Source organism: Flavobacterium polysaccharolyticum, from assembly GCF_038739875.1.
GTDB classification, from domain to species: Bacteria; Bacteroidota; Bacteroidia; order Flavobacteriales; family Flavobacteriaceae; genus Flavobacterium; species Flavobacterium polysaccharolyticum.
This window is the reverse complement of the sequence record NZ_JBCGDP010000008.1, coordinates 62,581-88,563: the sequence shown is the minus strand read 5'-3', so window position 1 is coordinate 88,563 and position 25,983 is coordinate 62,581. Positions and strand designations below refer to the sequence as shown.

At 34.1% G+C, this 25,983-nt stretch carries 23 protein-coding genes; 8 read left to right on the top strand and 15 right to left on the bottom strand.

The window, feature by feature from the left end; translation table 11 throughout:
- The first annotated feature begins 26 nt into the window (after positions 1–26).
- Both WFZ86_RS09720 and gpmI read left to right on the top strand, forming a co-directional pair.
- Positions 27–2,450, top strand: coding sequence for a DUF5916 domain-containing protein (locus tag WFZ86_RS09720; protein ID WP_342691759.1), 2,424 nt, complete (start codon positions 27–29; stop codon positions 2,448–2,450).
- Positions 2,451–2,570: 120 nt separating this feature from the next.
- Positions 2,571–4,088 carry a 2,3-bisphosphoglycerate-independent phosphoglycerate mutase gene (gene gpmI / locus WFZ86_RS09715; protein WP_342691758.1) on the top strand — a complete coding sequence of 506 codons (1,518 nt, stop codon included), beginning with the start codon at positions 2,571–2,573 and terminating at the stop codon, positions 4,086–4,088.
- Positions 4,089–4,162: 74 nt separating this feature from the next.
- Here gpmI and WFZ86_RS09710 read toward each other — a convergent pair whose 3' ends face one another.
- Entirely contained in the window at positions 4,163–5,050 is an 888-nt protein-coding gene (locus tag WFZ86_RS09710; protein ID WP_315173368.1) for a 3-hydroxyacyl-CoA dehydrogenase family protein, read from the bottom strand.
- 82 nt (positions 5,051–5,132) lie between these two features.
- Complete coding sequence (locus tag WFZ86_RS09705) at positions 5,133–6,098, bottom strand: Gfo/Idh/MocA family protein (protein WP_342691757.1); 966 nt, start codon at positions 6,096–6,098, stop codon at positions 5,133–5,135.
- Positions 6,099–6,264: 166 nt separating this feature from the next.
- Between WFZ86_RS09705 and WFZ86_RS09700 the strand changes: the two genes are divergently transcribed.
- Positions 6,265–6,906: a protein-L-isoaspartate(D-aspartate) O-methyltransferase gene (locus WFZ86_RS09700; RefSeq protein WP_342691756.1), complete on the top strand. Its 642-nt coding sequence runs from the start codon at positions 6,265–6,267 to the stop codon at positions 6,904–6,906.
- 262 nt (positions 6,907–7,168) lie between these two features.
- Entirely contained in the window at positions 7,169–7,363 is a 195-nt protein-coding gene (locus WFZ86_RS09695) for a hypothetical protein (RefSeq protein ID WP_342691755.1), read from the top strand.
- Between the two features lie 115 nt (positions 7,364–7,478).
- Here WFZ86_RS09695 and smpB read toward each other — a convergent pair whose 3' ends face one another.
- On the bottom strand, positions 7,479–7,931 hold the full coding sequence (gene smpB / locus WFZ86_RS09690; protein ID WP_342691754.1) for an SsrA-binding protein SmpB: 453 nt from the start codon (positions 7,929–7,931) through the stop codon (positions 7,479–7,481).
- Between the two features lie 70 nt (positions 7,932–8,001).
- Between smpB and WFZ86_RS09685 the strand changes: the two genes are divergently transcribed.
- Positions 8,002–8,226 (top strand): VF530 family protein, encoded by a 225-nt coding sequence (locus WFZ86_RS09685; protein ID WP_342691753.1) that lies wholly within the window; start codon positions 8,002–8,004, stop codon positions 8,224–8,226.
- On the opposite strand, the gene WFZ86_RS09680 is transcribed toward WFZ86_RS09685, so the two are convergent.
- From WFZ86_RS09680 to WFZ86_RS09660, 5 genes are all read right to left on the bottom strand, one after another.
- A complete protein-coding gene (locus WFZ86_RS09680; protein WP_342691752.1) occupies positions 8,223–8,792 on the bottom strand; it encodes a DUF3575 domain-containing protein in 570 nt (189 codons plus the stop codon). The genes WFZ86_RS09685 and WFZ86_RS09680 overlap by 4 nt on opposite strands.
- 124 nt (positions 8,793–8,916) lie before the next feature.
- Positions 8,917–11,115 carry a TonB-dependent receptor plug domain-containing protein gene (locus WFZ86_RS09675; protein WP_342691751.1) on the bottom strand — a complete coding sequence of 733 codons (2,199 nt, stop codon included), beginning with the start codon at positions 11,113–11,115 and terminating at the stop codon, positions 8,917–8,919.
- 45 nt (positions 11,116–11,160) lie between these two features.
- Positions 11,161–11,589 carry a hypothetical protein gene (locus WFZ86_RS09670; protein WP_342691750.1) on the bottom strand — a complete coding sequence of 143 codons (429 nt, stop codon included), beginning with the start codon at positions 11,587–11,589 and terminating at the stop codon, positions 11,161–11,163.
- A 94-nt stretch (positions 11,590–11,683) separates the two neighbouring features.
- Positions 11,684–12,235, bottom strand: coding sequence for a GNAT family N-acetyltransferase (locus WFZ86_RS09665; RefSeq protein WP_342691749.1), 552 nt, complete (start codon positions 12,233–12,235; stop codon positions 11,684–11,686).
- 10 nt (positions 12,236–12,245) lie between these two features.
- Entirely contained in the window at positions 12,246–13,100 is an 855-nt protein-coding gene (locus WFZ86_RS09660; protein ID WP_342691748.1) for an aldose 1-epimerase family protein, read from the bottom strand.
- Positions 13,101–13,266: 166 nt separating this feature from the next.
- On the opposite strand from WFZ86_RS09660, the gene WFZ86_RS09655 reads away from it, so the two are divergent.
- Complete coding sequence (locus WFZ86_RS09655) at positions 13,267–15,528, top strand: M1 family metallopeptidase (protein ID WP_342691747.1); 2,262 nt, start codon at positions 13,267–13,269, stop codon at positions 15,526–15,528.
- Between the two features lie 74 nt (positions 15,529–15,602).
- On the opposite strand, the gene WFZ86_RS09650 is transcribed toward WFZ86_RS09655, so the two are convergent.
- Positions 15,603–16,643: an agmatine deiminase family protein gene (locus WFZ86_RS09650; protein WP_342691746.1), complete on the bottom strand. Its 1,041-nt coding sequence runs from the start codon at positions 16,641–16,643 to the stop codon at positions 15,603–15,605.
- Between the two features lie 191 nt (positions 16,644–16,834).
- Between WFZ86_RS09650 and WFZ86_RS09645 the strand changes: the two genes are divergently transcribed.
- Complete coding sequence (locus WFZ86_RS09645; RefSeq protein WP_342691745.1) at positions 16,835–18,361, top strand: choice-of-anchor I family protein; 1,527 nt, start codon at positions 16,835–16,837, stop codon at positions 18,359–18,361.
- A gap of 92 nt (positions 18,362–18,453) precedes the next feature.
- Here WFZ86_RS09645 and WFZ86_RS09640 read toward each other — a convergent pair whose 3' ends face one another.
- The 5 genes from WFZ86_RS09640 to WFZ86_RS09620 all read right to left on the bottom strand — a co-directional run bounded on the left by WFZ86_RS09640 (position 18,454) and on the right by WFZ86_RS09620 (position 24,231).
- A complete protein-coding gene (locus tag WFZ86_RS09640; protein WP_024980785.1) occupies positions 18,454–19,341 on the bottom strand; it encodes a carbon-nitrogen hydrolase in 888 nt (295 codons plus the stop codon).
- Positions 19,342–19,470: 129 nt separating this feature from the next.
- The gene (locus WFZ86_RS09635) at positions 19,471–19,839 is read right to left on the bottom strand and encodes a VOC family protein (RefSeq protein ID WP_342691744.1); all 369 of its coding nucleotides are present in this window, start codon (positions 19,837–19,839) and stop codon (positions 19,471–19,473) included.
- 25 nt (positions 19,840–19,864) lie between these two features.
- A complete protein-coding gene (locus WFZ86_RS09630) occupies positions 19,865–20,284 on the bottom strand; it encodes a DUF1801 domain-containing protein (protein ID WP_342691743.1) in 420 nt (139 codons plus the stop codon).
- A gap of 93 nt (positions 20,285–20,377) precedes the next feature.
- Positions 20,378–21,250, bottom strand: a complete 873-nt coding sequence (locus tag WFZ86_RS09625) for a DUF808 domain-containing protein (protein ID WP_342691742.1) — start codon at positions 21,248–21,250, stop codon at positions 20,378–20,380.
- A gap of 272 nt (positions 21,251–21,522) precedes the next feature.
- Complete coding sequence (locus tag WFZ86_RS09620; RefSeq protein ID WP_342691741.1) at positions 21,523–24,231, bottom strand: S8 family serine peptidase; 2,709 nt, start codon at positions 24,229–24,231, stop codon at positions 21,523–21,525.
- A 539-nt stretch (positions 24,232–24,770) separates the two neighbouring features.
- Here WFZ86_RS09620 and WFZ86_RS09615 point away from each other — a divergent pair.
- A complete protein-coding gene (locus tag WFZ86_RS09615) occupies positions 24,771–25,601 on the top strand; it encodes a M57 family metalloprotease (protein ID WP_298294215.1) in 831 nt (276 codons plus the stop codon).
- Positions 25,602–25,686: 85 nt separating this feature from the next.
- Here WFZ86_RS09615 and WFZ86_RS09610 read toward each other — a convergent pair whose 3' ends face one another.
- Positions 25,687–25,944, bottom strand: coding sequence for a hypothetical protein (locus WFZ86_RS09610; protein ID WP_298294218.1), 258 nt, complete (start codon positions 25,942–25,944; stop codon positions 25,687–25,689).
- Between the last annotated feature and the right edge of the window lie 39 nt (positions 25,945–25,983).

Here is a 25,983-nt window from a genome sequence, read left to right as displayed (position 1 = left end):
AATCCATTATCAATTAAACTTATTTTATGAAATTTTTTCTTCTTAGTTATGGGCTTCTTTTTTCTTTTTTGGGCTTTAGCCAAAAGAAAACTCTAGAAACAAAGTTTATCACAAATCCTATAACTATTGACGGGAAAATCGATGAAAATTCTTGGGAACAAGTTGCTGCTGCTACAGATTTCTTGATGTTTCAACCAGATAACGGAAAACCTGTACTTCCTGAAAGGAGAACTGAAGTAAAAGTACTTTATGATAATACTGCTATTTACATCGCAGCAAAAATGTATGATAATGAACCCAATAAGATTTTAAGAGAAATTTCAAAAAGAGATGATTTTGGTACTGCTGATTTTTTTGGGATTTTTGTTAATGGCTATAATGATGGGCAGCAAAATTTTCAATTCTTTGTCAATGCAGCCGATGGACAAGCCGATTGTTTGGCAACAGATTCAAATGGAGAGGATTATTCTTGGGATGCGGTCTGGGATAGTAAAGCCGTTATTACCGATTTTGGTTGGGTGGTTGAAATGAGGATCCCCTATGCCGCATTGCGTTTTTCTCCAGAAAAGGTTCAAACTTGGGGTGTTAATTTTTTTAGAGAAATACGTAGAGACCGTCAAAAGTACTCTTGGAATTTTATTGATTCAAAATTAGGGACCTTCACTCAACAAAATGGTATTTTGACAGGTATTGCAAATATTGAAACACCAACACGTCTATTTTTATTGCCCTATTCTTCATTCTATTTGAATGCCAATGATCAACAAAAAACGAAAGGTACTTTAAAAGGAGGCTTAGATTTGAAGTATGGAATTAACGATGCGTTTACGCTTGATGCCATTTTGATTCCCGATTTTGGTCAAACTAAATATGATGATGTGATTTTAAATTTAGGTCCATTTGAACAACAATTCAATGAAAACAGACCTTTTTTTACAGAAGGAACAGACTTGTTTAGCAAAGGAAATTTGTTGTATTCCAGACGAATAGGAAGTGTTACTAATTCGCCAAAAAAAAATGAGAATGAAATAATTACAGATAATCCATCGAGTGTAAACTTGATTAATGCTTTAAAAGTATCAGGAAGGACAAAAAGTGGCCTTGGTATTGGGGTTTTAAATGCTGTTACTGAGAAGACCACCGCTACTATTGCAAATACTGTATCGGGAGATTCTCGTAAAGAAGTGTTAGAACCTTTAGCGAATTATAATGTCTTGGTTTTGGATCAACGTTTTAGAAGAAATTCATCAATTGCCTTTGTAAACACAAATGTGACCAGAAACGGTAGTTTTAGAGATGGGAATGTTTCTGCTTTGGTTTGGGACTTGAATACCAAAGCCAATACCTACAACTTGTCTGGTGATTTTAAATACAGTTATGTTAATGAAGATAAAATTAAAACTGGTATCGCGACTCAATTAAATTTTGCAGAAACATCCGGGAACTATCGCTATAGTTTAGGGGCTGATATGTATACCAAAGATTTTGATAACAATGATTTGGGTATCAATTTTGAGACCAATTATTACAGTTTTTATGGGAATGCCAATTATCGAATTTTAAACCCAACTAAACGTTTTAATGGATTTAGAGTGAATTATAATAACTTCATTCAATTTAACAAAGAAACGGGGCAAGTCCAAGGAAGTAATATCAACATCAACACCAACATAGAAACTTTAAAGAATAATTCTTATGGTTTTGGGATTAATTTTAATCCATTTGAGCGTTATGATTATTATGAACCACGTCAAGCTGGAAGGTTTGTAATTACTCCCACGAGCTACAGTTTTTGGGCTTATTATTCTCGTAATTATAACTATAAATTTGCCTTTGATATTAATCCAGAATATTCAAGAGCAGATGAACCAGGGAGAGATTTTATTGGGATTACTCTTAGTCCAAGATACCGTTTTAATGATAAACTAGCGATGGTTTATGAATTTAGTTACTCCAGACGTAATAATAATAAAGGCCGTATAGCTGTTTTAGAAAATGTTTTTGATGCAATGGGGAACAATACCATTTTGTTTGCGAACAGAAATGTGGTTACTTATGCTCATATTATTTCGGGGAAGTATTCAATTAATAGTCAAATGAATTTTAACTTGTCAATTCGCCAATATTGGTCTTATGCGGAAAATAAAAACATTCTTTCACTAACAGATAAAGGTCGATTGGTAGACTATTTGGGATACAATGAAAATAATAATTCTAGTTTTTATACATGGAATATGGATTTGTCGTATTCTTGGTGGTTTGCTCCTGGAAGCCAAGTTTCATTTTTGTACCGAAATAGCTCTGCGACTTTTGAAAATGTTATTAATAAAAATTATAAAGACAATATTAATGCTCTTTTGACAAATGAGAAATTGCAACACACTTTATCAGTAAGCGTTCGCTATTTTATTGATTACAACGAAATCAAAAATCAAATTGTAAAAAGCTAAATCCAATATTTAGTTACTTATTTGTGATTATTTATCCCCTACAACGATTGAAATTTTTAGGGATATTTCGAAACCTTTTTCGGCTTTTGAAAATTCTTTATCTTTGATAAAAAAATTATCATGAATAAGAAAGTTATACTTATGATTCTTGATGGATGGGGCAAATCTCCTGATCCTAAAGTATCTGCAATAGACAATGCAAATGTTCCTTTTATAAATAGTCTATACGACAACTATCCAAGTGCACAGTTAAGAACTGATGGTTTAAACGTTGGTTTGCCAGAAGGTCAGATGGGTAATAGTGAGGTAGGCCATATGAACCTTGGTGCAGGAAGAATCGTGTATCAAGATTTGGCTAAAATTAATTTGGCTGTAGCCAATAATACTTTAGCAAAGGAACCTGTTCTAATTGATGCTTTTACTTATGCTAAAGAAAACAACAAAAAAATACACTTTTTAGGATTAGTTTCTGATGGAGGAGTACATTCTCATACTTCGCATTTACGCGGATTGATTACGGCTTCTCAAGAATATGGTTTAGAAAATGTATTTGTACACGCTTTTACCGATGGTCGTGACGTAGATCCAAAATCAGGAAAACAATACATCCAAGATTTAGAAGATTTCATGGCACCAACTACAGCTAAATTAGCTTCTGTTGTAGGTAGATATTATGCTATGGATCGTGATAAAAGATGGGAACGTGTAAAATTAGCTTACGATTTAGTAGTTAATGGAACAGGAAAACCAACTCAAGATGCTGTTGCATCTATTGAAGAAAGTTACTCAAAAGATGTTACAGATGAGTTTATCGATCCGTTAGTAGTGGTTGATGCTAATAATCAACCTTTAGCAACTATTCAGGCTGATGATGTAGTGATCTTTTTTAACTTCAGAACAGATAGAGGTCGTGAGTTAACAGAAGCGTTATCACAAAAAGATTTTCATGAGCAAAACATGCATAAACTGCCTTTGTATTATGTTACGTTGACGAATTACGATGAAACTTACGAAAATGTAAAAGTAGTTTATAACAAAGACAACATCACGGAGACTTTAGGTGAGGTTTTAGAAAAAGCGAATAAGAAACAAATCCGTATTGCAGAAACTGAAAAGTACCCACACGTAACTTTCTTTTTCTCTGGAGGTAGAGAAACACCGTTTGAAGGCGAAACACGTATTTTAAGAAATTCACCAAAAGTAGCTACTTACGATTTGAAGCCAGAAATGAGTGCTTATGAACTAAAAGATGCTTTGGTACCTGAATTGAATAAAGGTGAAGTTGATTTTGTTTGTTTGAATTTTGCTAATGGTGATATGGTTGGGCACACGGGAGTAATGAGTGCTGCTATTCAAGCTTGTGAAGCAGTAGATGCTTGTGTGAAAGAAGTAATTGAAGCGGCTTTGGCAAATGATTATACTACTATCGTAATTGCGGATCACGGAAATTGCGAAACGATGATTAATCCTGATGGTAGTCCAAATACAGCTCACACTACGAATCCAGTGCCAATTATTTTAGTTGACAAAGAATTGAAAAAAATTAATGATGGTGTGTTAGGTGATATCGCTCCAACAATTTTAGAATTGATGGGAATTGAAAAACCTGCTGTGATGACGAGTCATTCGTTATTGTAAACCGGAAAGCTTATATAAAAACAAACCCCAAAATCAAATGATTTTGGGGTTTGTTATTTTTAGGGAATAAAAAATTACAAAAACATTTTTGAAATTTTTTCTGCTTTTTTACTTTCACTATAGTCATAGAATCCTTCTCCTGATTTTACTCCTAGTTTTCCAGCGCGCACCATATTGACCAATAATGGGCAAGGCGCATACTTTGGATTTTTGAATCCTTCGTACATTACATTTAAAATGGCTAAACACACATCCAAACCAATAAAATCAGCTAATTGTAATGGTCCCATTGGATGCCCCATACCAAGTTTCATTACCGTATCTATTTCGTAAACGCCTGCTACTTTATTGTACAAAGTTTCAATGGCTTCATTTAACATGGGCATTAAAATTCGGTTCGCTACGAAACCAGGGTAATCGTTTACCTCAACAGGCACTTTTCCTAGTTTTTCAGATAATTTCATGATAATTTCGGTAACCTCATCAGATGTATTGTACCCCCTAATGATTTCAACTAATTTCATAATAGGCACTGGATTCATAAAATGCATACCGATAACGCGCTCTGGATGACTTACCACAGCTCCGATTTGCGTAATTGAAATAGAAGAAGTATTGGTTGCTAAAATAGTGTTGTGGGAACAAACTTCATTCAGTTGCTTGAAAATATTTAGTTTTAGCTCTACGTTTTCTGTAGCGGCTTCTACCACTAAGTCTACACCCACTACTCCGTCTTTGATGTCTGTATACGTAATAATATTGGTAATAGTCTTGGCTTTGTCTTCTTCTGTAATGGTGCCTTTGCTTACCATTCTGTCCAAATTGGCAGCGATGGTTGCCATTCCTTTATCTAATGCTTTTTCAGATACATCAATTAATTTTACTGTAAATCCGCTTTGTGCAAAAGTGTGGGCAATTCCGTTACCCATGGTTCCTGAACCTATAACAGCTATTGTTTTCATAAGTTTTTGTTGAAATATAAAAGCTCAAAGTTATGGTATACAACTTCAAGCTTTGTTTTAAATTATTTGTTTATTGGTAGTATTATTTTTTAAAGCAATCAATAATTTGATAGGCTACACGTAGGGCTTCTGTTGCTTGTTCTAAAGTAACAACTGGGGTAGTATTGTTGTTAATGGCGTCTGCGAAAGAATTTAATTCGTCTAAAATAGCATTGTTTTGTTCTACCTCTGGATTAGAAAAATAGATTTGTTTTTTTACACCTTCTGCATTTTGTAAAATCATATCAAAATCACCAGGAACTTCTGGAGCATCTTTCATTTTGACTACTTCGCATCTTTTTTCTAAGAAGTCAACTGATATATAAGCGTCTTTTTGAAAAAATCTTGATTTACGCATGTTTTTCATTGATATGCGGCTGGCTGTTAAATTGGCTACACAACCGTTTTCAAATTCAATTCTTGCATTGGCAATATCTGGTGTTTCACTAATAACAGATACACCACTAGCACTTACATGTTTTACTTTGGATTGTACCACACTTAAAATAGCATCGATATCGTGTATCATTAAATCGAGTACAACAGGAACATCTGTCCCACGAGGATTGAACTCAGCCAATCGATGGGCTTCAATAAACATTGGGTTTTCAATCATGTTCTTGGTAGCGATAAATGCAGGATTGAATCGTTCAACATGACCCACTTGTCCTTTGACATTATTTTCTTTGGCTAAAGCGATAATTTCAAGAGCCTCGTCAACGGTATTAGAAATAGGTTTTTCTATGAAGACATGTTTTCCAGATTTGATGGCAACTTTGGCACATTTAAAATGAGAAAGCGTTGGTGTAACGATATCTATGACATCAACAGCATGAATTAGAGTAGCGATAGTTTTGAATTGTTTGTAGCCAAATTCTTTTTCAATTTTTTGGCCATTTTCTAGATTTTCATCATAAAAACCAACCAACTCGTATTTTTCTGATTGTTGCAACAAACGCAAATGTATTTTTCCTAGGTGACCAGCACCCAATACTCCAATTTTTAGCATAAGAATGTTCTTTCTACAAAAATAACAATTTAATGAGAAATTCCAATTTTTACAATTCCAAATTAAAGCCTCTTTTTATTAAAAAAAGCTAATTTTTATTTGGGTTTCTTTTTCATTTGGAATTTGAATTTTTAGTTTATTTTTACCGAAATAATTTGTTTTAGATTTGAAAGATACTGCCAAACATCAAGGACTTCGGAATCAATTAGTAAGCCTTTTGCAACAAAAAGGAATAACTGATAAGAACGTGTTAGATGCAATAAGTAAGATACCAAGACACCTTTTTTTGAATTCTAGTTTTGAGGATTATGCCTACCAAGATAAGGCTTTTCCTATCGGAGCTGGCCAAACGATTTCGCAACCGTACACTGTAGCTTTTCAATCCCAATTATTGGAGGTTAAAAAAGATGACAAAGTATTAGAAATAGGTACGGGTTCAGGATATCAAACGGCAGTTTTGTGTACAATGGGAGCAAAAGTGTACAGTGTAGAACGTCAGAATGAATTGTTTAAGAAGACCTCAGTATTGTTTCCTAAATTAGGCTTAAGACCCAAGCATTTGTCTTTTGGCGATGGCTATAAAGGTTTGCCACTGCATGCACCTTTTGATAGTATAATTGTAACGGCCGGCGCACCTATTATTCCAAAACCTTTAATGGCTCAGTTGAAGATAGGAGGTAGGTTAGTCATTCCTTTAGGTGAAGAGGTTCAAATAATGACATTGTTAATTCGGAAAAATGCCACTCAATTTGAAAAGCACGAGTTTGGAGAGTTTCGATTTGTTCCTTTGTTAGAAGATAAAAATTAAAAGAAAAAAAGGTTTTGAAACTAGCTTCAAAACCTTTTTTTAGTTGTATCGTGTTTGCTTTTTAGAAACAGAACTATCTTTAATCATTTGTTTATAAAGTGTTTTCATAATTTCATCCACAGCTATGTCTGATATATAAGATGATTTGGTTGTTCCAGTCCAAATTAGTTTCTTTTTCGGTACTCACTAAGTGCATAGTCAATACATCATCAAAGTTTTTGTCTTTAAGGATTTAAGCTTTTGTTCGTTGGTTAGTTGTAAAATGCTCCCATTTAAATATTGCTTGGAAGTTTTAAAAATTGGGTTGGCAGAGGCAATTCTGTTTTCAGTTGTTCTACGAGTGGCTTCGTCTTTGACCAACGCTAGAAATAGTGCTTTTTTTAATTGTTCTTCTTTAATGGAGGTCTCATGGGGCTTTCCAACTGTTTATGATGGTTGTGTTACTACCGCAACTTAACAAGATAAATGATATACATAATAAATAATTAGTATTTTGTAATTGGTTGTTTTTTAATGGTTTATATGTGGAATTAGCGATTATGGTTAATGAATACTTTTTTGAATGTAAAATATTAAAAAGCTTTTTTAATTCGATCCAAATCGCGTTTAGTATCTTGTTCTTTCAGGGATTCTCTTTTGTCGTAATTTTTCTTTCCTCTACAAAGACCTATTTGCAGCTTTGCCATTCCTTTTTCATTGGTAAACAACTTTAAGGGAACAATAGTAAGTCCTTTTGCTTGTACGCTTCTGGCTAGCGTTTTTAATTCTCTTTTGTTCAATAATAATTTACGCTCGCTTCTTGCTTTGTGATTGAATTGGTTGCCAAAAGCATATTCTTCAATGTAAGTGTTAATAGCAAACAATTCATTGTTGTTGAATTCACAAAAGCTTTCGGTGATATTAGCTTTACCTAAACGAATGGATTTTATTTCGGTTCCTGCTAATACAATTCCAGCAGTATAGGTTTCGATTATTTCATAATCAAAGCGTGCTCTTTTATTGAGTATGTTAACTGTTTTTTGCATAGGTTGGCAAATTTAGGTACAAATTAATGAAAGCACAATTGTTTTCTGAAAAATGCTATAAATTTGCAGTATGGAAAATAAAAAATCAAACGATCCGTTGCATGGAATCACGCTTCAAAAAATAGTTGAGCAATTAGTTGATTTTTATGGATTCGATACATTAGGCGAATTAATAAAAATCAAATGTTTTACCACGAATCCTAGTGTGAAATCCAGTTTGACCTTCTTAAGAAAAACGGACTGGGCGAGAAAACAAGTTGAGGAGTTATACTTGCGTTCCTTGCCAAAATTTTAGTTCAATTTGTAGGTTATCATTAAGCCACCTCTGTAAGGAAGCGATTCTCCACTTTTGTTCCATTTTTTTTCAGGATGGAATATATTATCGTAACGTCCTGGCGTACCGTCATTGTAGTAACCTTTATAAAACCCTTGATGATATCCACCGCCTATAAAAGCATCTAGGTTTATTTTCTCACTGATTTTGAAGTTGTAACCAATAGTAGCTCCTAAATGGTATCCGAATCCTTCTTCATATTTATTGGTATTCCAATAATTCCATTTCTGAATTTTATAGATATCAGGACCTGCATGTCCACCAAAATACCAACCCTTATATTTTTCTTTAAAGTGGTAGCGAACTTCTGGCGTAAAGATGTAAAATTGCATTGGATGATGACCATCAAACGATTTCCAGAAGGAAGCCATTACATCAAAACTAAAAGTCAATTTTTTTCCAATGCTTGTTTCAACTCCAATATTAGGAACTCCAACTAGTGCTGTTGCACCATTAAATTTGATATAGGTTTGACCAAAACTTGTGGTAAATATTAGAAGAAATATAAAGGCAACAATTTTTTTCATGTTTGTTTAATTTGCGGCAAAGATAAATTTAATTTCGGGAAAGTTCTTAGCCTAATCAGGATAAAAAAGAACCAAGTGTTGAATCTTTATCTTTGAATAGTACAACACTTGGTGTTTCAATAGCTTAAAACGTATACTTTCCGCCTAGGTAAAAATTTCGTCCTCCAGCATTTATTCCAGAAGCGAAGGTTCTGTATTGGGTGTCTAATAGGTTTTCAACGCCAGCAAAAACAGTAAGATTGTTTAATAATTTATAAGCTCCTTTTAAATTATAGGTTTCCCAAGAAGGCATACCGTTGGCTGGCGCATATTGTAAATTATCTTCTCCGCTTGGAGAATAATCTTTTACTCTTTTTTTGCCATTGTATAAAATATAAGCATCCACCATCCATTTATTGGCTTCATAACTTAAACCTGCTTTTCCATAAGTGGGTGCAATATGGTCTAATGGAAATCTACCTGAATTATTCTCAACCCTTCCGTTGGTATAATTGAAGTTACCATACAAAAGTAATTTTGGGAATAGATACCATTTTAGTGAAGTTGACAGCCCAACAATTTCGCCTTTTCCTTGATTTTGATTCGCGTAAATTTGACTTAATTGTCCTTCATAGACCAAGCTATTTTGCCCGTTAAGTGTAAAAGGAGAAGTTACAATGGCATCATACAATCGAGTATAAAAGAAGGTATTTTCTAATTGAAAGCGTTTACCTTCCCAAAAGGTAATTCCCATATCTGCAGTTACGGATTGTTCGGGTTTTATGTTTTGGTTAGGAACAATGACTCTTCCGGGAACCGATTCGAAAATTTTAGCCAAATCATCGATATTTGGTACTCGAAAAGCTGAGGCTAAATTGAAAACTAATTTTACATTATTGTTCGGGTTATGAACAATTCCAATGGCACCGCTGTAGGTAAAATTTTCTTGTTTTACAGTGGTGAAAGGAAGTTTGAAAAAATTAGTGTCTGCTTCGCTATTCAATTGTGTGTAACCGCCTCTAAAACTAGTATTGAATGTTGTCAATTCAGTAATGTCATTATTGAAATAAGCAAATGCTTCGGCTCTAAGTGTATTGTTTTTTCCATCAGGATAACGGGAATCTGTAACGGATTCTGCACCAGTTAGGATGTTTTTGCGAATTCCTTTTGATTGCAAATCATCATAATAAAAGTCGGCACCGTATACCAAATCTCCTTTGCCAATTTTGGTTTTAAAATCGGAAGTCAAGGCATACACGTTTACTTTTTCTATTCTTGAAGTTTGATTGGCACTACCAAAACTTCTGGTAATCCTGCTTTCTTCTACTCGTTGATAACTAGCGTTCAAGTTCAAGGTTGTAGAACCAAAAATGTCTTTTTTTACTAGTTTATAGGCAGATAAAAATCTGTCTTGTGGTCCGTAGTTCCAAACTGCTGATCTTAATTTACCTGAAGCATTTGTATCTGTCAAACGATCGTATCTGGGAATATCAGAGGTAGTTGAATATTGTACGTTCAATTGATGTTTAGTGTTTTCATTTTGCTTAAACACTACTTTCTGCATAAAATCATATTGCGTATAGCCCGAAAAATTTTGAATATATTTATTTGGGTTAGCTACTTGAGTGTCAATTCCGTTTTTAGTTTCTACATAAAAAGGGCGTTCTCCAAAGAATGCATTGTTTCCATTTTTGTTTTTCCCCATTCTTAAATCTCCAAATTCATTATAAGAAAAAGAGGTTAGGCTCGCCCATCGCTTACCTGCAAAATTAAAATCAAAATGACCAGATTTGCCTTCGTTTACAGTGCTATAAGAAGATAATATGTTTCCAGAAAACTTTTTATTGTTATTTTCCTCAAGCAAACGGGCGTTTTTGGTTTGAAGAAAAATCGCTCCACCCATTGCATCGCTTCCATAAATAGTAGAGGAAGGGCCAAAGAGCACATCAATGTTTTCTAGCATATTCTTATCAACGGTAATAATGTTTTGCAAATGTCCAGCACGATAAATAAGGTTGTTCATTCGGATTCCGTCAACAAGTAATAGGATTCTACTTGACTCAAATCCTCTAATGATTGGGCTACCACCACCTTGTTGTGATTTTTGAACCGCCAATGTTCCAGAATTCGCAAGTGCATCAGCGCTGGTTTGAAAGTTTTGAAACTCGATTTGTTTTTTGGACAGCGTTTCTAATTGCTGTGTCATTTTCTTTTTAGGTTGTGCAAAACGTCTAGCGCTAACCACTAGTTCGTTTAATTCAACAGCATTCACGCTGTCTTTTGTTGCTTGCGAAAAGCCCATAAATGAGCATAGACAAGTCAACAAAGTGATTGTTTTCTTCATAGTTGCTTTGGTTTAATTTTATAAAAAATCTATTTTAAAATTAAACTAGCAGGGTGGACGAAATAGTTTTTGACTTAAAAGCCAATTACAGATGTTTTTTTTATTGTTTATCGAATTTTTAGTTATAAAAAATTTGGGACTATTTTCTATTTTCCATTGGGTTGAAGTAGGTTCGTGTACGGATAAAAAATGCCCTTTTTTCTTGTGTGCAGGAATAGATTTTTGTTTTTGAAAAGTTTGTGTAAGTAAAAGTCTGATTTCGTTTTCTAGCTCATCTTTTACCACTTTGGCAACGACCAAATTCTTTTGGTAACTTATGGACTGTACGTCATAGTACACACCGTTAATCTGAAACTCTCTTTTATTGTCTTTCGCATCCCATTCTTTTGTAGTAAAATGGAGCAATTGAAATTTGTCAGTTTGGTTAAGCTGATTTTGGTAATGAATATGTTGCCATTCTTGTAAAATTAGCATTGTAAAAGAAAAAAAAAGACCCAAACAATACATTACGACCATTGCGTAAGTACTGAGAATCTTTTTATGTTTCTTTTGGTTTACCATTTAATATCTATATTGGATTGAGTTTCGAATATACTACAGCATCAATAAATTTACCGTCAAAGTATTCATTTTCTTTAAAATGTGCTTCTTTGACGAAGCCACATTTTTGTAAGACTCTCTCTGAGGCTTCATTTTCAGGGTCAATTACCCCTTCAATAGAATGCAATTTCATAGTTTTGAAGCCATAATCTACAACACATTGTACTGCTTCTGAAGTAATTCCTTTTCCATGATATTCAGGTAAAATCATATACCCGACTTCGGCTCTATAATGTTCGGGTTTGATGCGATAATGTCCAATAACTCCTAGCATCTTATCATCACCTTTTAATGTAATGGCCCAGTTGATCCCTTCATTAGTCTCAATTTTATCATCCATCGTTTTAATATGTGCCAAAGCTTCTTCATAATTAGTAAGTAAAGGTCTCGGGATGTACTTCATAGTTTCTGGATTGGAACGCAATTTGAACATTTCTTTAACATCGGAGGGCAAAACTCTTCTTAAGATGAGTCTTTCGGTTTCTAAATTCGGAAAAGGAGAGAAGTTTATGGTCAACATATTTTTTTACTTAAAGAAGTGTTATTGTATAATTTGATTCAAAAAAAGTCTTTGGAGTCACTAATTGGATTCCTTCTTTTTCTAATATTTTTCCTGAATTATTTGGTGTATCTGAATAACCAAACCAAGGCTCGATACAAATAAAAGGAGCATTTACTGGTGTCCAAACGCCAAGATCTGGAAAATCGGAATAATCTACTTTGAGTATGGGTTGGTTTTCTTCTAAAATTGTTACAGATTTTGAGGATATATTTTTGAACACCAAAGCGTCATTTTCAAATAACTGATACTCCAAATTCAATTGTTGATTTGGGATTTCAATGGTTTTCGTTTGATCCGAAATCAACCCTTCTTCTAATAAGTTAAAAGTCAAAGAGTCTAAACCATCAAATTGTAATTGGTAACTATCGAATGCTTTTGGTAAAGCAAAGGCTGGATGTCCACCAATCGAGAACGGAAGCACAGTATTCGATGTGTTGATGACTTTGTATCCTAAATGCAATGAACGACCAATTAGGGTGTAGCTCAATTGAAGTTCAAACGAGAAAGGATATTTTTTTTGCGTTTCTTCATTGGATTGTAATGAAAAAGTAACGCTGTCCTCCTTTTTATCTATTACTTCAAAAGTTAGTTCACGAGCAAATCCATGACGTGGTAGTGAATAGGAGTTGTCATTATATTCAAAAGTATTGTTTTTTAAAGAGCCTACTATTGGGAACAAAATAGGGGAGTGCTTTCCCCAAAAATTAGGATTGCCTTCCCAAATGAATTCTTTGTTGTTTTTATCTTTTAAAGAAAATAATTCAGCTCCAAGTGTTTTAAACTGTGCCGTTATTTGGTCGTTATTTATTGAAATTGTAGACACGATTTTTTTATTTTATAATTGAAAGGTAAAGATATTGATATTCCTATAAACAGAGAAGCTGAATACATTAAACCTTAAGAATTATCTTAATTTGTTTCGTGGTAATGTTATAAATAATTATTTTTTCATTTAATTTGTGCTTACACTAACACAAATTATAGATATTATGAAGACAAAGTGGCTTTCTTGCTTGGGCATTTTTTTCGGAGTACTCTCCGTTTTTGGTCAGCAACCTGCTCCAGCTGAAACAAAAGAACTAGTTTCTAAGTACGATTATCACGATGCGTTTGCACCGCATTTTTATACCAAAAACGGTACTTCTACGCGTTCAGCAAGTGGTGAACCTGGACCTACTTACTGGCAAAATCGTGCTGATTATCAGTTGACAGCTAAATTAAATGATGCCACCAATGAAGTTATAGGTACAGATGAAATTACTTATACTAATAACAGTCCTGATAAATTAAGTTTTCTTTGGTTGAATTTAGAGCAAAATTTGTTCAAACAAGATTCTAGAGGAGCGGCTTTAGTTCCTTTGACAGGAAGTAGAAATGGAGGACAAGGACAGGTTTTTGACGCGGGTTTTAAAATTAAATCGGTTAAAGCTATTTCAGGGAAAGCTAAAATGGCAACCGATGTTAAATTTGTAGTTACGGATACTCGTATGCAAGTTTTTCTTCCAGAAGCTATTGCTGCCAAAGGAGGAAGCGTGAAACTAAAAATAGAGTTTTCTTTTATTGCACCTAACGAAGGATCTGACCGTATGGGGGTTTTGGAAACAAAAAACGGAAAGATCTTCACAATGGCACAATGGTATCCACGTATGTGTGTGTATGATGATGTGCGCGGATGGAATACGAATCCTTATTTAGGCGCTTCAGAATTTTATTTAGAGTATGGTAATTTTGATATTAAAATCACTGCCCCAGCCAATCATGTAGTGGTGTGTTCAGGTGAGTTGTTGAATCCAGCTGAAGTGTATACTGCAGAGCAATTCAAGCAATATAAAGCAGCTTTGATTAGCGATAAAACGGTGGTGATTCGTTCTGCCGATGAAGTAAATGCAAATGCAAAAAACAATGCAACTGCTACTAAAACTTGGCATTATCAAATTAAGAATGCGCGTGATATGTCTTGGGCTTCTTCACCCGCGTTTATTTTAGATGGAGCGAGAATGAATTTGCCTAGCGGTAAAAAAGCATTAGCCTTATCCGCATATCCAGTTGAGTCTGCGGGCAACGAGGCTTGGGGACGTTCTACAGAATACGTAAAAGGTTCTATCGAAAATTATTCTAAACGTTGGTTAGAATATCCTTATCCTGTAGCGACCAATGTTGCAGGAAATGAGGGAGGAATGGAGTATCCAGGTATCGTTTTTTGTGGATGGGAATCCAAAGGGAGAGATTTATGGGGAGTAACAGATCACGAGTTTGGACACATTTGGTTTCCAATGATTGTTGGGTCTAATGAGCGTTTGTTTGCTTGGATGGACGAAGGTTTTAACACTTTTATCAATTCTCTAAGTGGTCTTGATTTTAATAAAGGGGAATACAAAGAAGAACCATCAGATTTGCACCAAATTAGTGAAATGTTGACGAGCCCTAAACTAGAGACCATTATGAGTTCTCCAGACAATATGAAAGAGAAAAACATTGGGGTATTGTGCTACTTTAAACCAAGCTCTGGTTTGGTGATATTAAGAGAGCAAGTTTTAGGGCCAGAGCGTTTTGATACCGCTTTTAAAACCTATGTAGAAAGATGGGCTTTTAAACATCCTACTCCTGATGATTTCTTTAGAACTATGGAGAATGTTGCTGGCGAAGATTTGAGTTGGTTTTGGAGAGGTTGGTTCCAATACAACTGGCGATTGGATCAAGGTTTAAATTCAGTGAAATATGTAAAAAACGATCCAAAAAAAGGAATCATTATTACTATTGAGAATTTCGAAAAAATGGCAATGCCAATAGTTGTAGATATTAAAACTAAAAGTGGTAAAGTAAGCCGAGTGAAATTACCAGTTGAAATTTGGCAACGTAACAAGGATTGGTCATTCAAACACAATTCTACTGAAGAAATAGAAAGCGTTGTAATTGATCCAGATCACGTTTTTCCAGATTCGAATACTGCCAATAATACCTGGACTGCTGCTACTGGCAAATTAGAAAAAGACGTGATTCTTGACGATTATTTAGGTGTTTATGCTACGGCGAATGCTCCTTTGAAAATCACTTTGACGGAAAAAAATAGTGCTTTGAATGTTGAAATATCAGGGTATCCTTCTTTTACAGCGAATCAAGTAGCTGGTGAAACAAATACATTTGAGGCTCCTGCGGCTGGATTAAAATTCAAGTTCAATGAAGCAAAAACAGGTTTTGATATGGTGATTACTGGAAATGGACAAGTGATTCCTTTTACCAAAGAAAAATAATCAATTATCATATTAAATGAAAACGACTGTTAGAGGAATCTAACAGTCGTTTTTTTATGTTCTTTAATTTGTATTTACTCTGGAATTTGTTGACTCAAGCAATGCAAAGTTCCAAATCCCCATATAAAATCAATAGCGCTAATGCCAATGATTTCTCTATCAGGGAAACATTCTGAAAGAATATTCAAAGCTACTCTGTCATTTGTATCATTGAAAGTTGGAACTAAAACACAATGGTTTAAAATCAAGAAATTAGCATAACTCGCAGGCAAACGCAATCCGTCAAAATCAATGCGTTTAGGCATAGGTAAAGTGACAATTACAGGTGCTTGTCCGTTTTCTAGTTTCGCATTTTGTAAACGTTTTAAGTTGTCTTGCAAAGGTTTGTAATTGCTATCTTCTGGATTAGTTTCTATAATGGTGACAATAGTGTCCTCATTTACAAATCGGCACAAATCATCAATGTGTCCGTGCGTGTCATCACCTTCGATGCCATCTCCAAGCCAAATGACATTGGTCACTCCTAAGTATTCTTTAAAAACCGCTTCGTAATCTTCTTTGGTGAAACCTTCATTACGCACCTGAATCGTAGGATGCATCAAGCATTCTTCGGAAGTTAACAAGGTGCCACGTCCATTTACATCAATGGCGCCACCTTCTACAATTACGGGTTTTCCTTTGTAAGTCACTTGAGTTAAGGGAAGCTGTAAATGTTCAGCTACTTTACTCGGTACGTGTTTGTCTAAATTGATGTTTTTATACTTAGCCCAGCCGTTAAAATTGAAATTCAAGGCTTCTCTTTGATTGCCATTTTTTACAATGATTGGACCAGAATCACGCATCCAACTTCTATTGGTTTTATGAATGATGAAGGATATCTGCTTTAAATTTACTGTAGCCATTGTTAGCAATTCAGTGACTTTCTCTTTTTGTTTTTCATCGGCAACTATCAAAAAAACAGTTTCGTAGGTGGCTACTTTTTTGATGAATTCTACGAAAGCCCATTGTACCGCTTCGTATTTTCCAGGCCAATCTTTTCCGTTATGCGGAAAACATAATAGGATTCCTTGTTGTTTTTCCCATTCTGCTGGGAATCTTCTTGAGGTTGTAGTCATAAATAGATGCCAATTTTACTTCGGGCAAAGATAAACATTCCCAAGTATTAAAATATAATTCAATTTCATACATTTTTGAAAGGTTCGTTTGATGTGTTTGTTAAGTTTTTTTTACTTAAAGATTAGATAATATTTTGATAATGCGAGAGGTTTCTTGTAGTGCTATTTTTGAAAAAATTAAATTTAAAACAATGATAAAGAAAACTTTGGCTGTGTTTGCAGCGTTATTTTTGATCTTTGGTTGTGAAAACGACAATAATGAGAACAATACCCCAGAATTGGAAGTAAACGAAAATCCAGCTTCGTTTAAAGAAGTAGGTACGATTACAATAGGAGGTACTGGTGCTGCAGAAATTAGTGCTTATGATGAAACTACCAAAAGGCTTTTTACAGTAAACAACAGCTCAACTAATAAAATTGATGTGATTGATCTGACAGATCCAACAAAGCCTGTTGTGCTAACCAGTATTGATATGGGAACCTATAATGGTGCTGCCAATAGCGTTGCAGTTTATGGAGGAAAACTAGCCGTGGCTTTAGAATCTAAATCGAATAAACAGGAGGAGGGGAAAGTGGTAGTTTTTAATACTTCGACTTATGCTTTGATTAAAGAAATCACCGTAGGGGCTTTGCCAGATATGATTACTTTTTCGCCAGACGGAAAATTTATTCTTACTGCCAATGAAGGAGAGCCTAATGATACCTATTCATTGGATCCAGAAGGTTCTGTTTCGATTATAGATGTTGCTGCGAATTATGCTGTAACGACTTTGAATTTTGCTCAATTCAGTACGCAACTTTCCGATTTAAAAACCAAAGGATTTCGTATAGCAAGTGTTTCTAATAGTTTTGCTAACGATATTGAACCAGAATATATTACGATTTCTTCGGACTCAAAAACGGCTTGGGTTACTTTACAAGAAAATAATGGAATCGCTAAGATTGATTTGGTAGGCAAAAAGAATGTACAACTTTTTCCATTAGGATATAAAGACTATTCTTTGGCAGATAACGCAATAGATGTAAGCGATAAAGATGGCGCCATTGCTTTTGCCACTTGGAAGGTGAAAGGGATGTTTCAACCGGATGCGATTGCCAATTTTGAGAGTAATTCCATTCCTTATTTGGTTACAGCCAATGAAGGGGACGCACGAGAATACAGTGCTTTTGTAGATGTTCGTAGAATCAATCACTCTTCTGTGGTTTTGGATCCAACGGTTTTTCCAACGGCTGCTGCTATGAAAGCGGATGGTGTTTTGGGACGTTTGAATATCAATACAAAAATGGGAGATACAGATGGCGATGGCGATTTTGATGAATTGGTAAGTTTTGGTGCTCGTTCATTCTCGATTTGGAATGGTAACACCGGTGCTTTAGTTTTTGATAGTAAAAATGAATTGGATAAAAAAGCACACGAATTGGGACTTTATGATGACAATAGAAGTGATGACAAAGGCGTAGAACCTGAGGCGGTTTATGTAACCAAAATGGGAAACAAACAAATTCTTTTTGTGGGTCTAGAAAGAGCCGATGCTTTAATGATTTATGATGTAACTTCTCCAGCCGCTCCAAAGCTTTTACAAGCCATCAAAACTGGTGATGCTCCTGAAGGACTAACGTTCATTCCTGCTGCTAAAAGTCCGAACAAGAAAAGTATGGTTATCGTAAGTAGTGAAGGGGATGGAAGTGTTAAGATTTTCCAGCCTGAATTGAATTAACTCAAGGTTTTCAATAGAAAAGCGTCTGAGATTCTAAGTGTAAAATATTCTTAGAATTTCAGACGCTTAATTTTTTATGAACTTTTTTGAATTTAGTCTATTGCTCTTTTGGTAATGTCCCCAAAAGCATCGATTCGTCTGTCTCTGAAAAACGGCCAATTCTGACGTACGTTTTCTTGTAAATCCAAATCAACTTCTGCAATTAGTATTTCTTCTTTATCGTGTGAAGCTTGTGCTAAAATTTCGCCTTGTGGTCCTGCAATAAATGATGAACCCCAGAATTCAATTCCAGCTGTTCCTTCGATGTATTGTTCCAAACCAATACGGTTGGCTGCTGCTACATAAACACCATTGGCTACCGCGTGACCTTTCATCACATTCATCCAAGCACCGTGTTGGTTTTCGCCATATTGTTCTTTTTCTAAAGGATGCCATCCAATTGCGGTTGGGTAAAACAATACTTCAGCTCCTTGCAAAGCAGTTAGTCTCGCTCCTTCTGGATACCATTGGTCCCAACAAATTAATGTTCCTATTTTTCCTTTTTGTGTAGGGAAAGCTTTGAAACCAATATCGCCAGGTGTAAAGTAGAATTTTTCATAGAAATGTGGATCGTCTGGAATGTGCATTTTGCGATACAATCCTGCTTCGGTTCCATCGGTATCAATAATATAAGCGCTGTTGTGGTAAATTCCAGCCATTCTTTTTTCGAAAAAAGGAACAATGATTACCACGCCTAATTCTTTGGCTAATGCCGAAAAAGCAATAAATGAAGTGCTGTACAATGGTTCTGCTAAGGCAAAATTATCCACGTCTTCACTCTGACAAAAATAATGACTGCTATATAATTCTGGTAACGAAATAACCTCTGCACCTTGTTTTGCAGCTTCTCGAACCCAATGTAAACATTTTTTTAAGTTGTTTTCAGCAACATCGTTGAGGTTTAATTGGATAACCGCTATTTTATATTTTTTATTAGGCATAACTTAAAATTTAGAGTGCAAAAGTAGTTATTTTTTCTAAAGAGTTCTAATGAGAGAAAATGAAAGTTTGGTTTGTAATCAAGCTATCATTGGTTTTGTTGAAGTTCAATTGAAAATAGATTTTACTTTTTATTGAGGATTAAATGTTCCAAAATGCCAAAGTATACCCGAAGGATCGTGTAAAAAACATTCCTTTCCCCAGTCGAGATAGCGAATAGGAACTACTTTTGCAGTAGGATACTTTTCATTTAAATGCAAAGCTTTCAATGATTCCCATAATTCTTCTACATCTTCAACTTCCATAAAAACCATTGTATTCTCAATCCAGTCTTTTACATAAGCATCTTGTAGATAGAAGCCAAAATTAGCAGTACTGAAATAACTCATATTGGTAGAAAGGATACTTTCATTAAAACCTAGCTCTTTATAAAATTGTCTCGATTCTGTGTAGTTTTTTGAGCCTATAAAGGGACGGATGGATTTGGTTTGGAATTGCATTTGTTTGGGTATAATGAATTGATCGTTAAGAATTAAATCTTTTTTGTAAATATTCAATATTGGATTTCATAATTACTTGTAATTGATCCAAATCAATATCGTTGAGTTTATTAACATACAAACAAGCCTTTCCTCTTTTGAATTTACCTAAACTTGTTAAAAGCGGTTCGTGCTCTTCGAGTCCGGTAAAAACATACAGCGAAATTGCAGATTTTCTTGGAGAAAAACCCAACAGAGGCGCAGTTCCCTCGTGTCCACTTTCGTATTTATAGTGATATTTGCCAAAGCCAATAATTGATGCTCCCCACATTGTAGCTTCGCAACCAGAAACAGCCTGCATAATTTCAACTAATTTCAAGCTGTCTTTTTTCTTTTGTTCTGAATCGGCAAATTTTTCAATAAAATCAGCCACACTTTGATCTGTTTCGATAGTTTTTTGTGCCATCTTCTTTAAAATTAGTATAAAAAATAAAGTTAGCTTTTATTTTGTAAATAAAACAAAAGCTAACTTGTAATTAATTGAAAATATGTATGTTATTTATTTTTTACCCAGAATTTTCTTTATGATTGTTACTACGAGTAGTGTAATTCCACCAAATACTAAGCCAAATAAAGGCTCTTTGATGAAGCTAGGAACTTGTGGTAGCACGTGATGTAAATAATCGATTTGATGAGCAAAAATTCCACCAGCAACCATTATTAAAGCAATAGTTCCGATTACGGCTAAACTTTTAATGACTTTAGGTAAAGCGTTTACCAAGAAGCTTCCTGTTTTGGACAAAAAGCCATTCTCTTTGCTACTTAGTTGTATTAGTTTGAATCCCATATCATCCATACGTACAATTAACGCAACAATACCATATACACCGACAGTGGCAATGATAGCAACAATTGAAACTACTGCAATTTGAGTTGAAATTGATTTCTCTAAAACGGTTCCTAAAGCAATAATTACGATCTCAACAGAGAGGATAAAATCTGTAACGATGGCTGCTTTTATTTTTCCTTTTTCTTGCGCTAGAATTTCTTCTTCTGTAAAAGATTGTGTTATTGAAATCTCGGATTTATGATGATGATGCGGAAAGAAATATTCATAAATTTTTTCCGCGCCTTCATAGGCTAAATAAAGACCTCCCAAAACTAAAATTACTTTAATAGCCAAAGGCGAAAAAGCACTAAGTACAAAAGCTATTGGAAGAATGATTAGTTTGTTCAAAAAAGAACCTTTAGTGATGGCCCACAATACTGGAAGTTCTCTTGAAGAAACAAATCCTGAAGCTTTTTCGGCATTAACAGCTAGGTCATCTCCTAAAATTCCAGCTGTTTTTTTGGTCGCAATTTTACTCATTGCTGCCACATCATCCATAATTGCTACGATATCATCTAAAAGTGCAAAAAAACCTGATCCCATATATAATTATTTAGTTTAGTGAAAGTTATAGCTAAAGAGCTAATTTGATTATTGTTTTTTGTCGTTTAATTCAGCTAAACTACTACATTTTTGATTGAATTTCTATTCGATTTTAGATAAAATTCACCTTTTTTTGAAGCATTTTACTTTTTGTTTACAAATGATGAGAAGTATTAGAGCTAATTATCTAGCTAGAAATTATAACAGGGAGAGAATTGATTTTCCTTTCTTTTATAACAACTTTTTGATTATGAATCATTTTTTTAATAAACCTAAAACACAGCAATTTTTCCAGTTTGAGCTTTACCTGTACTTGTTACTATTTTATAAACATAAATACCTACCGAATTGATTTTTAAAATGACTGTATTAGTTTTTGAAAGTAAAGGATAAGTCATCATATTTTGACCATTTAAGCTGTATAAATAAAATATTGATGGATCTTCTTTTTTGGCTTCTACGATTAACTCTTGATTTTTGTTCAATAAAGTAGGATACACAAAAAAGGAATCATTTCCGAGATAGTTAGCGTCAAGAACAGAAGAGCTTATGGTTTTGTCGGTTTGCAAAACGATATTGATTCGATATTTATTATTCCCTTTTGTTGGCATTGGATCTATAAAAAAGAACTCTTTGGAGTTGATATTATCAATTGTTGCGAGGATACTTTCAGTGGTATTGACAACTTTTAGAAGTTCAATTTTTTTAATGTTGTATAAGCTGAAAAGACTTGCTTTTATTTTGATTTTATCTTCTTCAAAAATTTCGGCAAAAGAGAATTCAAAGTAGCAATTTGAATTTGCTGGAAATTGTAAAGTGGCTTCACTTTTTATCCCTTCGTTATTGCCGAAAAGAGGAGTTACAGTAAACGTTTTTTCATTGCTAAAAGTATAGGAAGTATTGGTGGTTTGGGTTTTGAATTGCATTTTATCCCCAATTAATTCATAAAGGTTAAAAGCCACTACACTTTTAGGTTTTTCCCAAGTAATTTCGGTTGTACCATCACAAACCAAAGAGGTATTGATGTTTAAATCATAAGAAATAGTAAACGTTTCAGAGAGGTAATCGACGGATGCGATTCTCATTTTTAATTTTGCTTTACTAAATTTTTGCTCAGATTGAGTAAATGTAAATTGTTTATTATCCAGAGCGATAGTATTGTCAATGATCTCCCAAGTTTGTCCGTCGTCGTAACTAATAGATAATTGCCCAGTTGTTCCCGTAAACGAGGAAGTCCATTTGAAAGGAGATATCGTTCTTCCATCATAGGGGAAATTATCGTTTTGCAAAGGATAATTCCACTCAAAATGGTTGTTTACTTCGTATTCATAAGCAATGCTATAATCTTGAGAAACTGAGGCGAGAGTTTTACTACTGATTTGAATGGTGTACGTTCCCGCTGTAGGGTTTTCTACTACAATTTGTTCTATGTTGTTGATTTTATCTTTTCCTCTTGTTGCGGGTTGTTGTGGGGCCTCAGCATTAAGTATCCAAGGTAAATAAGTTGTGTTGTTTGGAGCAATAAGTTCTAAATCAAGGTCATTAATTAAACTGATATTACTGTTGATCGCTGCGGGTAAATCGTTCCAAACCATCGTTATTTTTAGATTTTTGATGTTATTCGGAATTGTTATAAAATGTGAATTGGTTTGATTTGAAGTCCCGTTAATTATTCTATTTTCGCTTATTGTTTTTAGGGCATTATAGGCGTCAATATTTCCGTAACCGTAATTAAAGTCAGGGCCAATATTCCCAACATCTTTGGCACTATTAATTAAAATGGCTTTGGTTTGTGCATTAGTCAAAGCGATGTTGTTTTTGGATTGATAATGTTGCTTCATAAGCGTTATTACTCCAGTGACTAGCGCTGTAGCGTTAGATGTTCCTTGTGTGCTATAGGCTACCACTTCAGGTTTTACTCGTCCATCGTATGCTGGGCCTTTGGAAGAAAAGGACAAAATTGTTTCATTTTGGTCTATACAACCTACCACGATACTATTTTTGGATTGTTTAAAATTTCCAGTAATAGATTTATAACCTTCGATTCCTTTATTTCCTGACGAAAAGCAGTGAGTAATATTAGGATTGAGGAAGAGTTGTTCATCATAGGCATTGGCTAAAGAACCATAAAAGTTTTCAATTAAGGTGCCATACGAATGATTCTGAGTGGTCGAACCTTGGAATGTACTGATGTCATCAGGAAATATCTTTAAATAATCAGAGGATTGTATTTTTGACTTTGGGGCAACTCCTTTTCCTAAAATCGAACTATTACCTAGGCCAGAAGCTATTGTCGCCATTGAGCTTGCGTGACTTGATACAGAAGTGGACTGTGTAGTTGAAGAAATATGTTTGTTCAATAAATCAATATCATTCAAATCGAAGAAATCATCTTTGATAGATACGATTTGGTTTTCCCCTGTAATTAGCGGGAAAGAAGTATTCGCTTTTGTAATATTATTGATTGTAAAATTTTGATCTACAATTTTGCTTTCTGTTTTAGGTTCAAATGATTCTCGAGTTACTGATACAACACTAGTAAAGGTAATGATTTGTATTATTTTATCACTATTGCTTTTTATACTCACCAATTTATCGTTTATATATTCTATTGGTATAGGAGAAATTGATTTCAAATCGGTCAATAGAGATTGTATATCATCAGTGGCTATTACGTATTGTTCATTTCGCAGGTGCATAGAAAAGTCTACAGGTAGTTTCCAGAGATTATTAGTAGCAATTATCTCTTTCGGTAATCTTTTAGTTGTCTCGCTTTTGTTTTCGATGATACAAAAACTATCGTCTAGTTTTTTTACTACTTTGTATTTGTAGATATTAGCATTTTGCAAAGTTGTGAAATAATATTTTTGACTTCTTTTTTCGTTATTGTATTCTAGATATTGCTTCCATTTATCGAAGTTTTGAGAAAAACAAATCGTTGTAACTAAAAAGAGAAGTAGGCAGGTGCATCGTGTTTTCATGTATTTTTGGGACATTTTACATTTTATTAAATCTAATGAAAACTAAGTAAGGTTTGAGGCTTACAACTTTTATTATACAAAAGGTACTAAGCTAATTTTACTGTATTCTTATATAAAGAGTTACCTTTTTCTGTTTTAATCAAAGTTATTAAAATATTTGTAACATTATACTTATTTAATTTTATTTCAATAACCAACTACAAGTTCCTTAAGGTTATTTCTTTTATGAAAGAAAGATGATTATTCAATTTAATTTTCGTCTCTATTTTTTATAAAAAAATATGTTTTAGTCGATTTTATCTTTAAGATTGATTTTTTTGTGTTTAATGATCTGATTTTTATTTATTTACTCTCAATTGCTGATTTTGCTCATATTTTTATAAAATATCGATAAACATTTACTTAACAAAATCATAATGTTTTGTTAAAATATGATTTTTATAGGTTTAATAATACTAAAAATATCTAAATTTGATATTGATGTTTTGATATAGCCCCTTCAAAATCAAACCATTAACTAACCTAAAAAATATTAACAAATGAGAAAATTAAAAACAATTTTCGCTGTGTCATTAATTGTGGTGACACTATTCTCTTGCAACAAAGAAGATGATACCAATTCATTAAACCAAGAAGCCACTCAAATTTCACCTGAAATATTGGGTAAAATTAGTTCACTATCATTGAACAACAAAGATGTCAAAGTGGTTAAGAACACTAAATTAGACGGAACTACTGAAGATGCCTTTTTAATCGAAGGAGATATTCTTATCACCAAAGCACAATTGGACAAAATGGATCTTCATGGTGGTATAACTACAGAACAGTATCGTACTAATAATTTAGTATCTGCACCAAGAACCATAAGAGTTGTTGGTCTTACTGGTACAGGAACTAGTGCTTTATCTACTAATATGCGTGCTGGATTGCAGGCTGCAATAAATAGATATAATAGTCTAGGATTGTCAATTACTTTTACGCTAACGTTTAGTTCTAGTACTACGGGTGCTAATATTGTAGTAAGAAGACAAACAGGTTCCGCAGGTGGGGTAGCTGGTTTTCCTACAGGAGGATTGCCTTACAACAGTATAACATTATATTCTGGATTGGACACCTATTCTACTGGGGTAAATGCACACGTTTCTGCGCATGAAATTGGGCATTGTATAGGTTTACGCCATACCGATTGGTTTAGTCGTCAGAGTTGTGGATCTAATCAGAGTGAAGGAACTGCAGGTGTTGGTGCCGTTTTAATTCCTGGAACTCCTTCTGGTTATGATGCTACGTCTTACATGAGAGCTTGTTTTAGCGGAAGCGAAACAGGAGCGTTCAACAGTAACGACATAACTGCTCTTAATTATTTATATTAGATTTTGATTGGGGGCTATATTAAAATTAGGAAAGGCTGTCTACATTTTAGAGACAGCCTTTTTTTTATTTGAATCTAAATAAGAATTACAATTTTTCATCAGCAGCACCAACTTCCTTGATTTGATCTAAGATGTTGGTTTGATTAGGGGAAATGTAATTTTTAGTTTCAATAGAAGTTTCTTTTTTGAAAAGAAGATCTAAGGCATTGTATAATTTTAATAAAACGTCTCGGTCTTGTTTATCGATTTCCACCGCACTATTAAAATTAAAGACGTAATTATTGGAATTACGAACTTCTACTTTAATCGTTTTCGGGGTGATTTTAAATTTAACAATATCCATTATTAGTACTCTGTGTTATAAATAGAAAATATAAAAAAC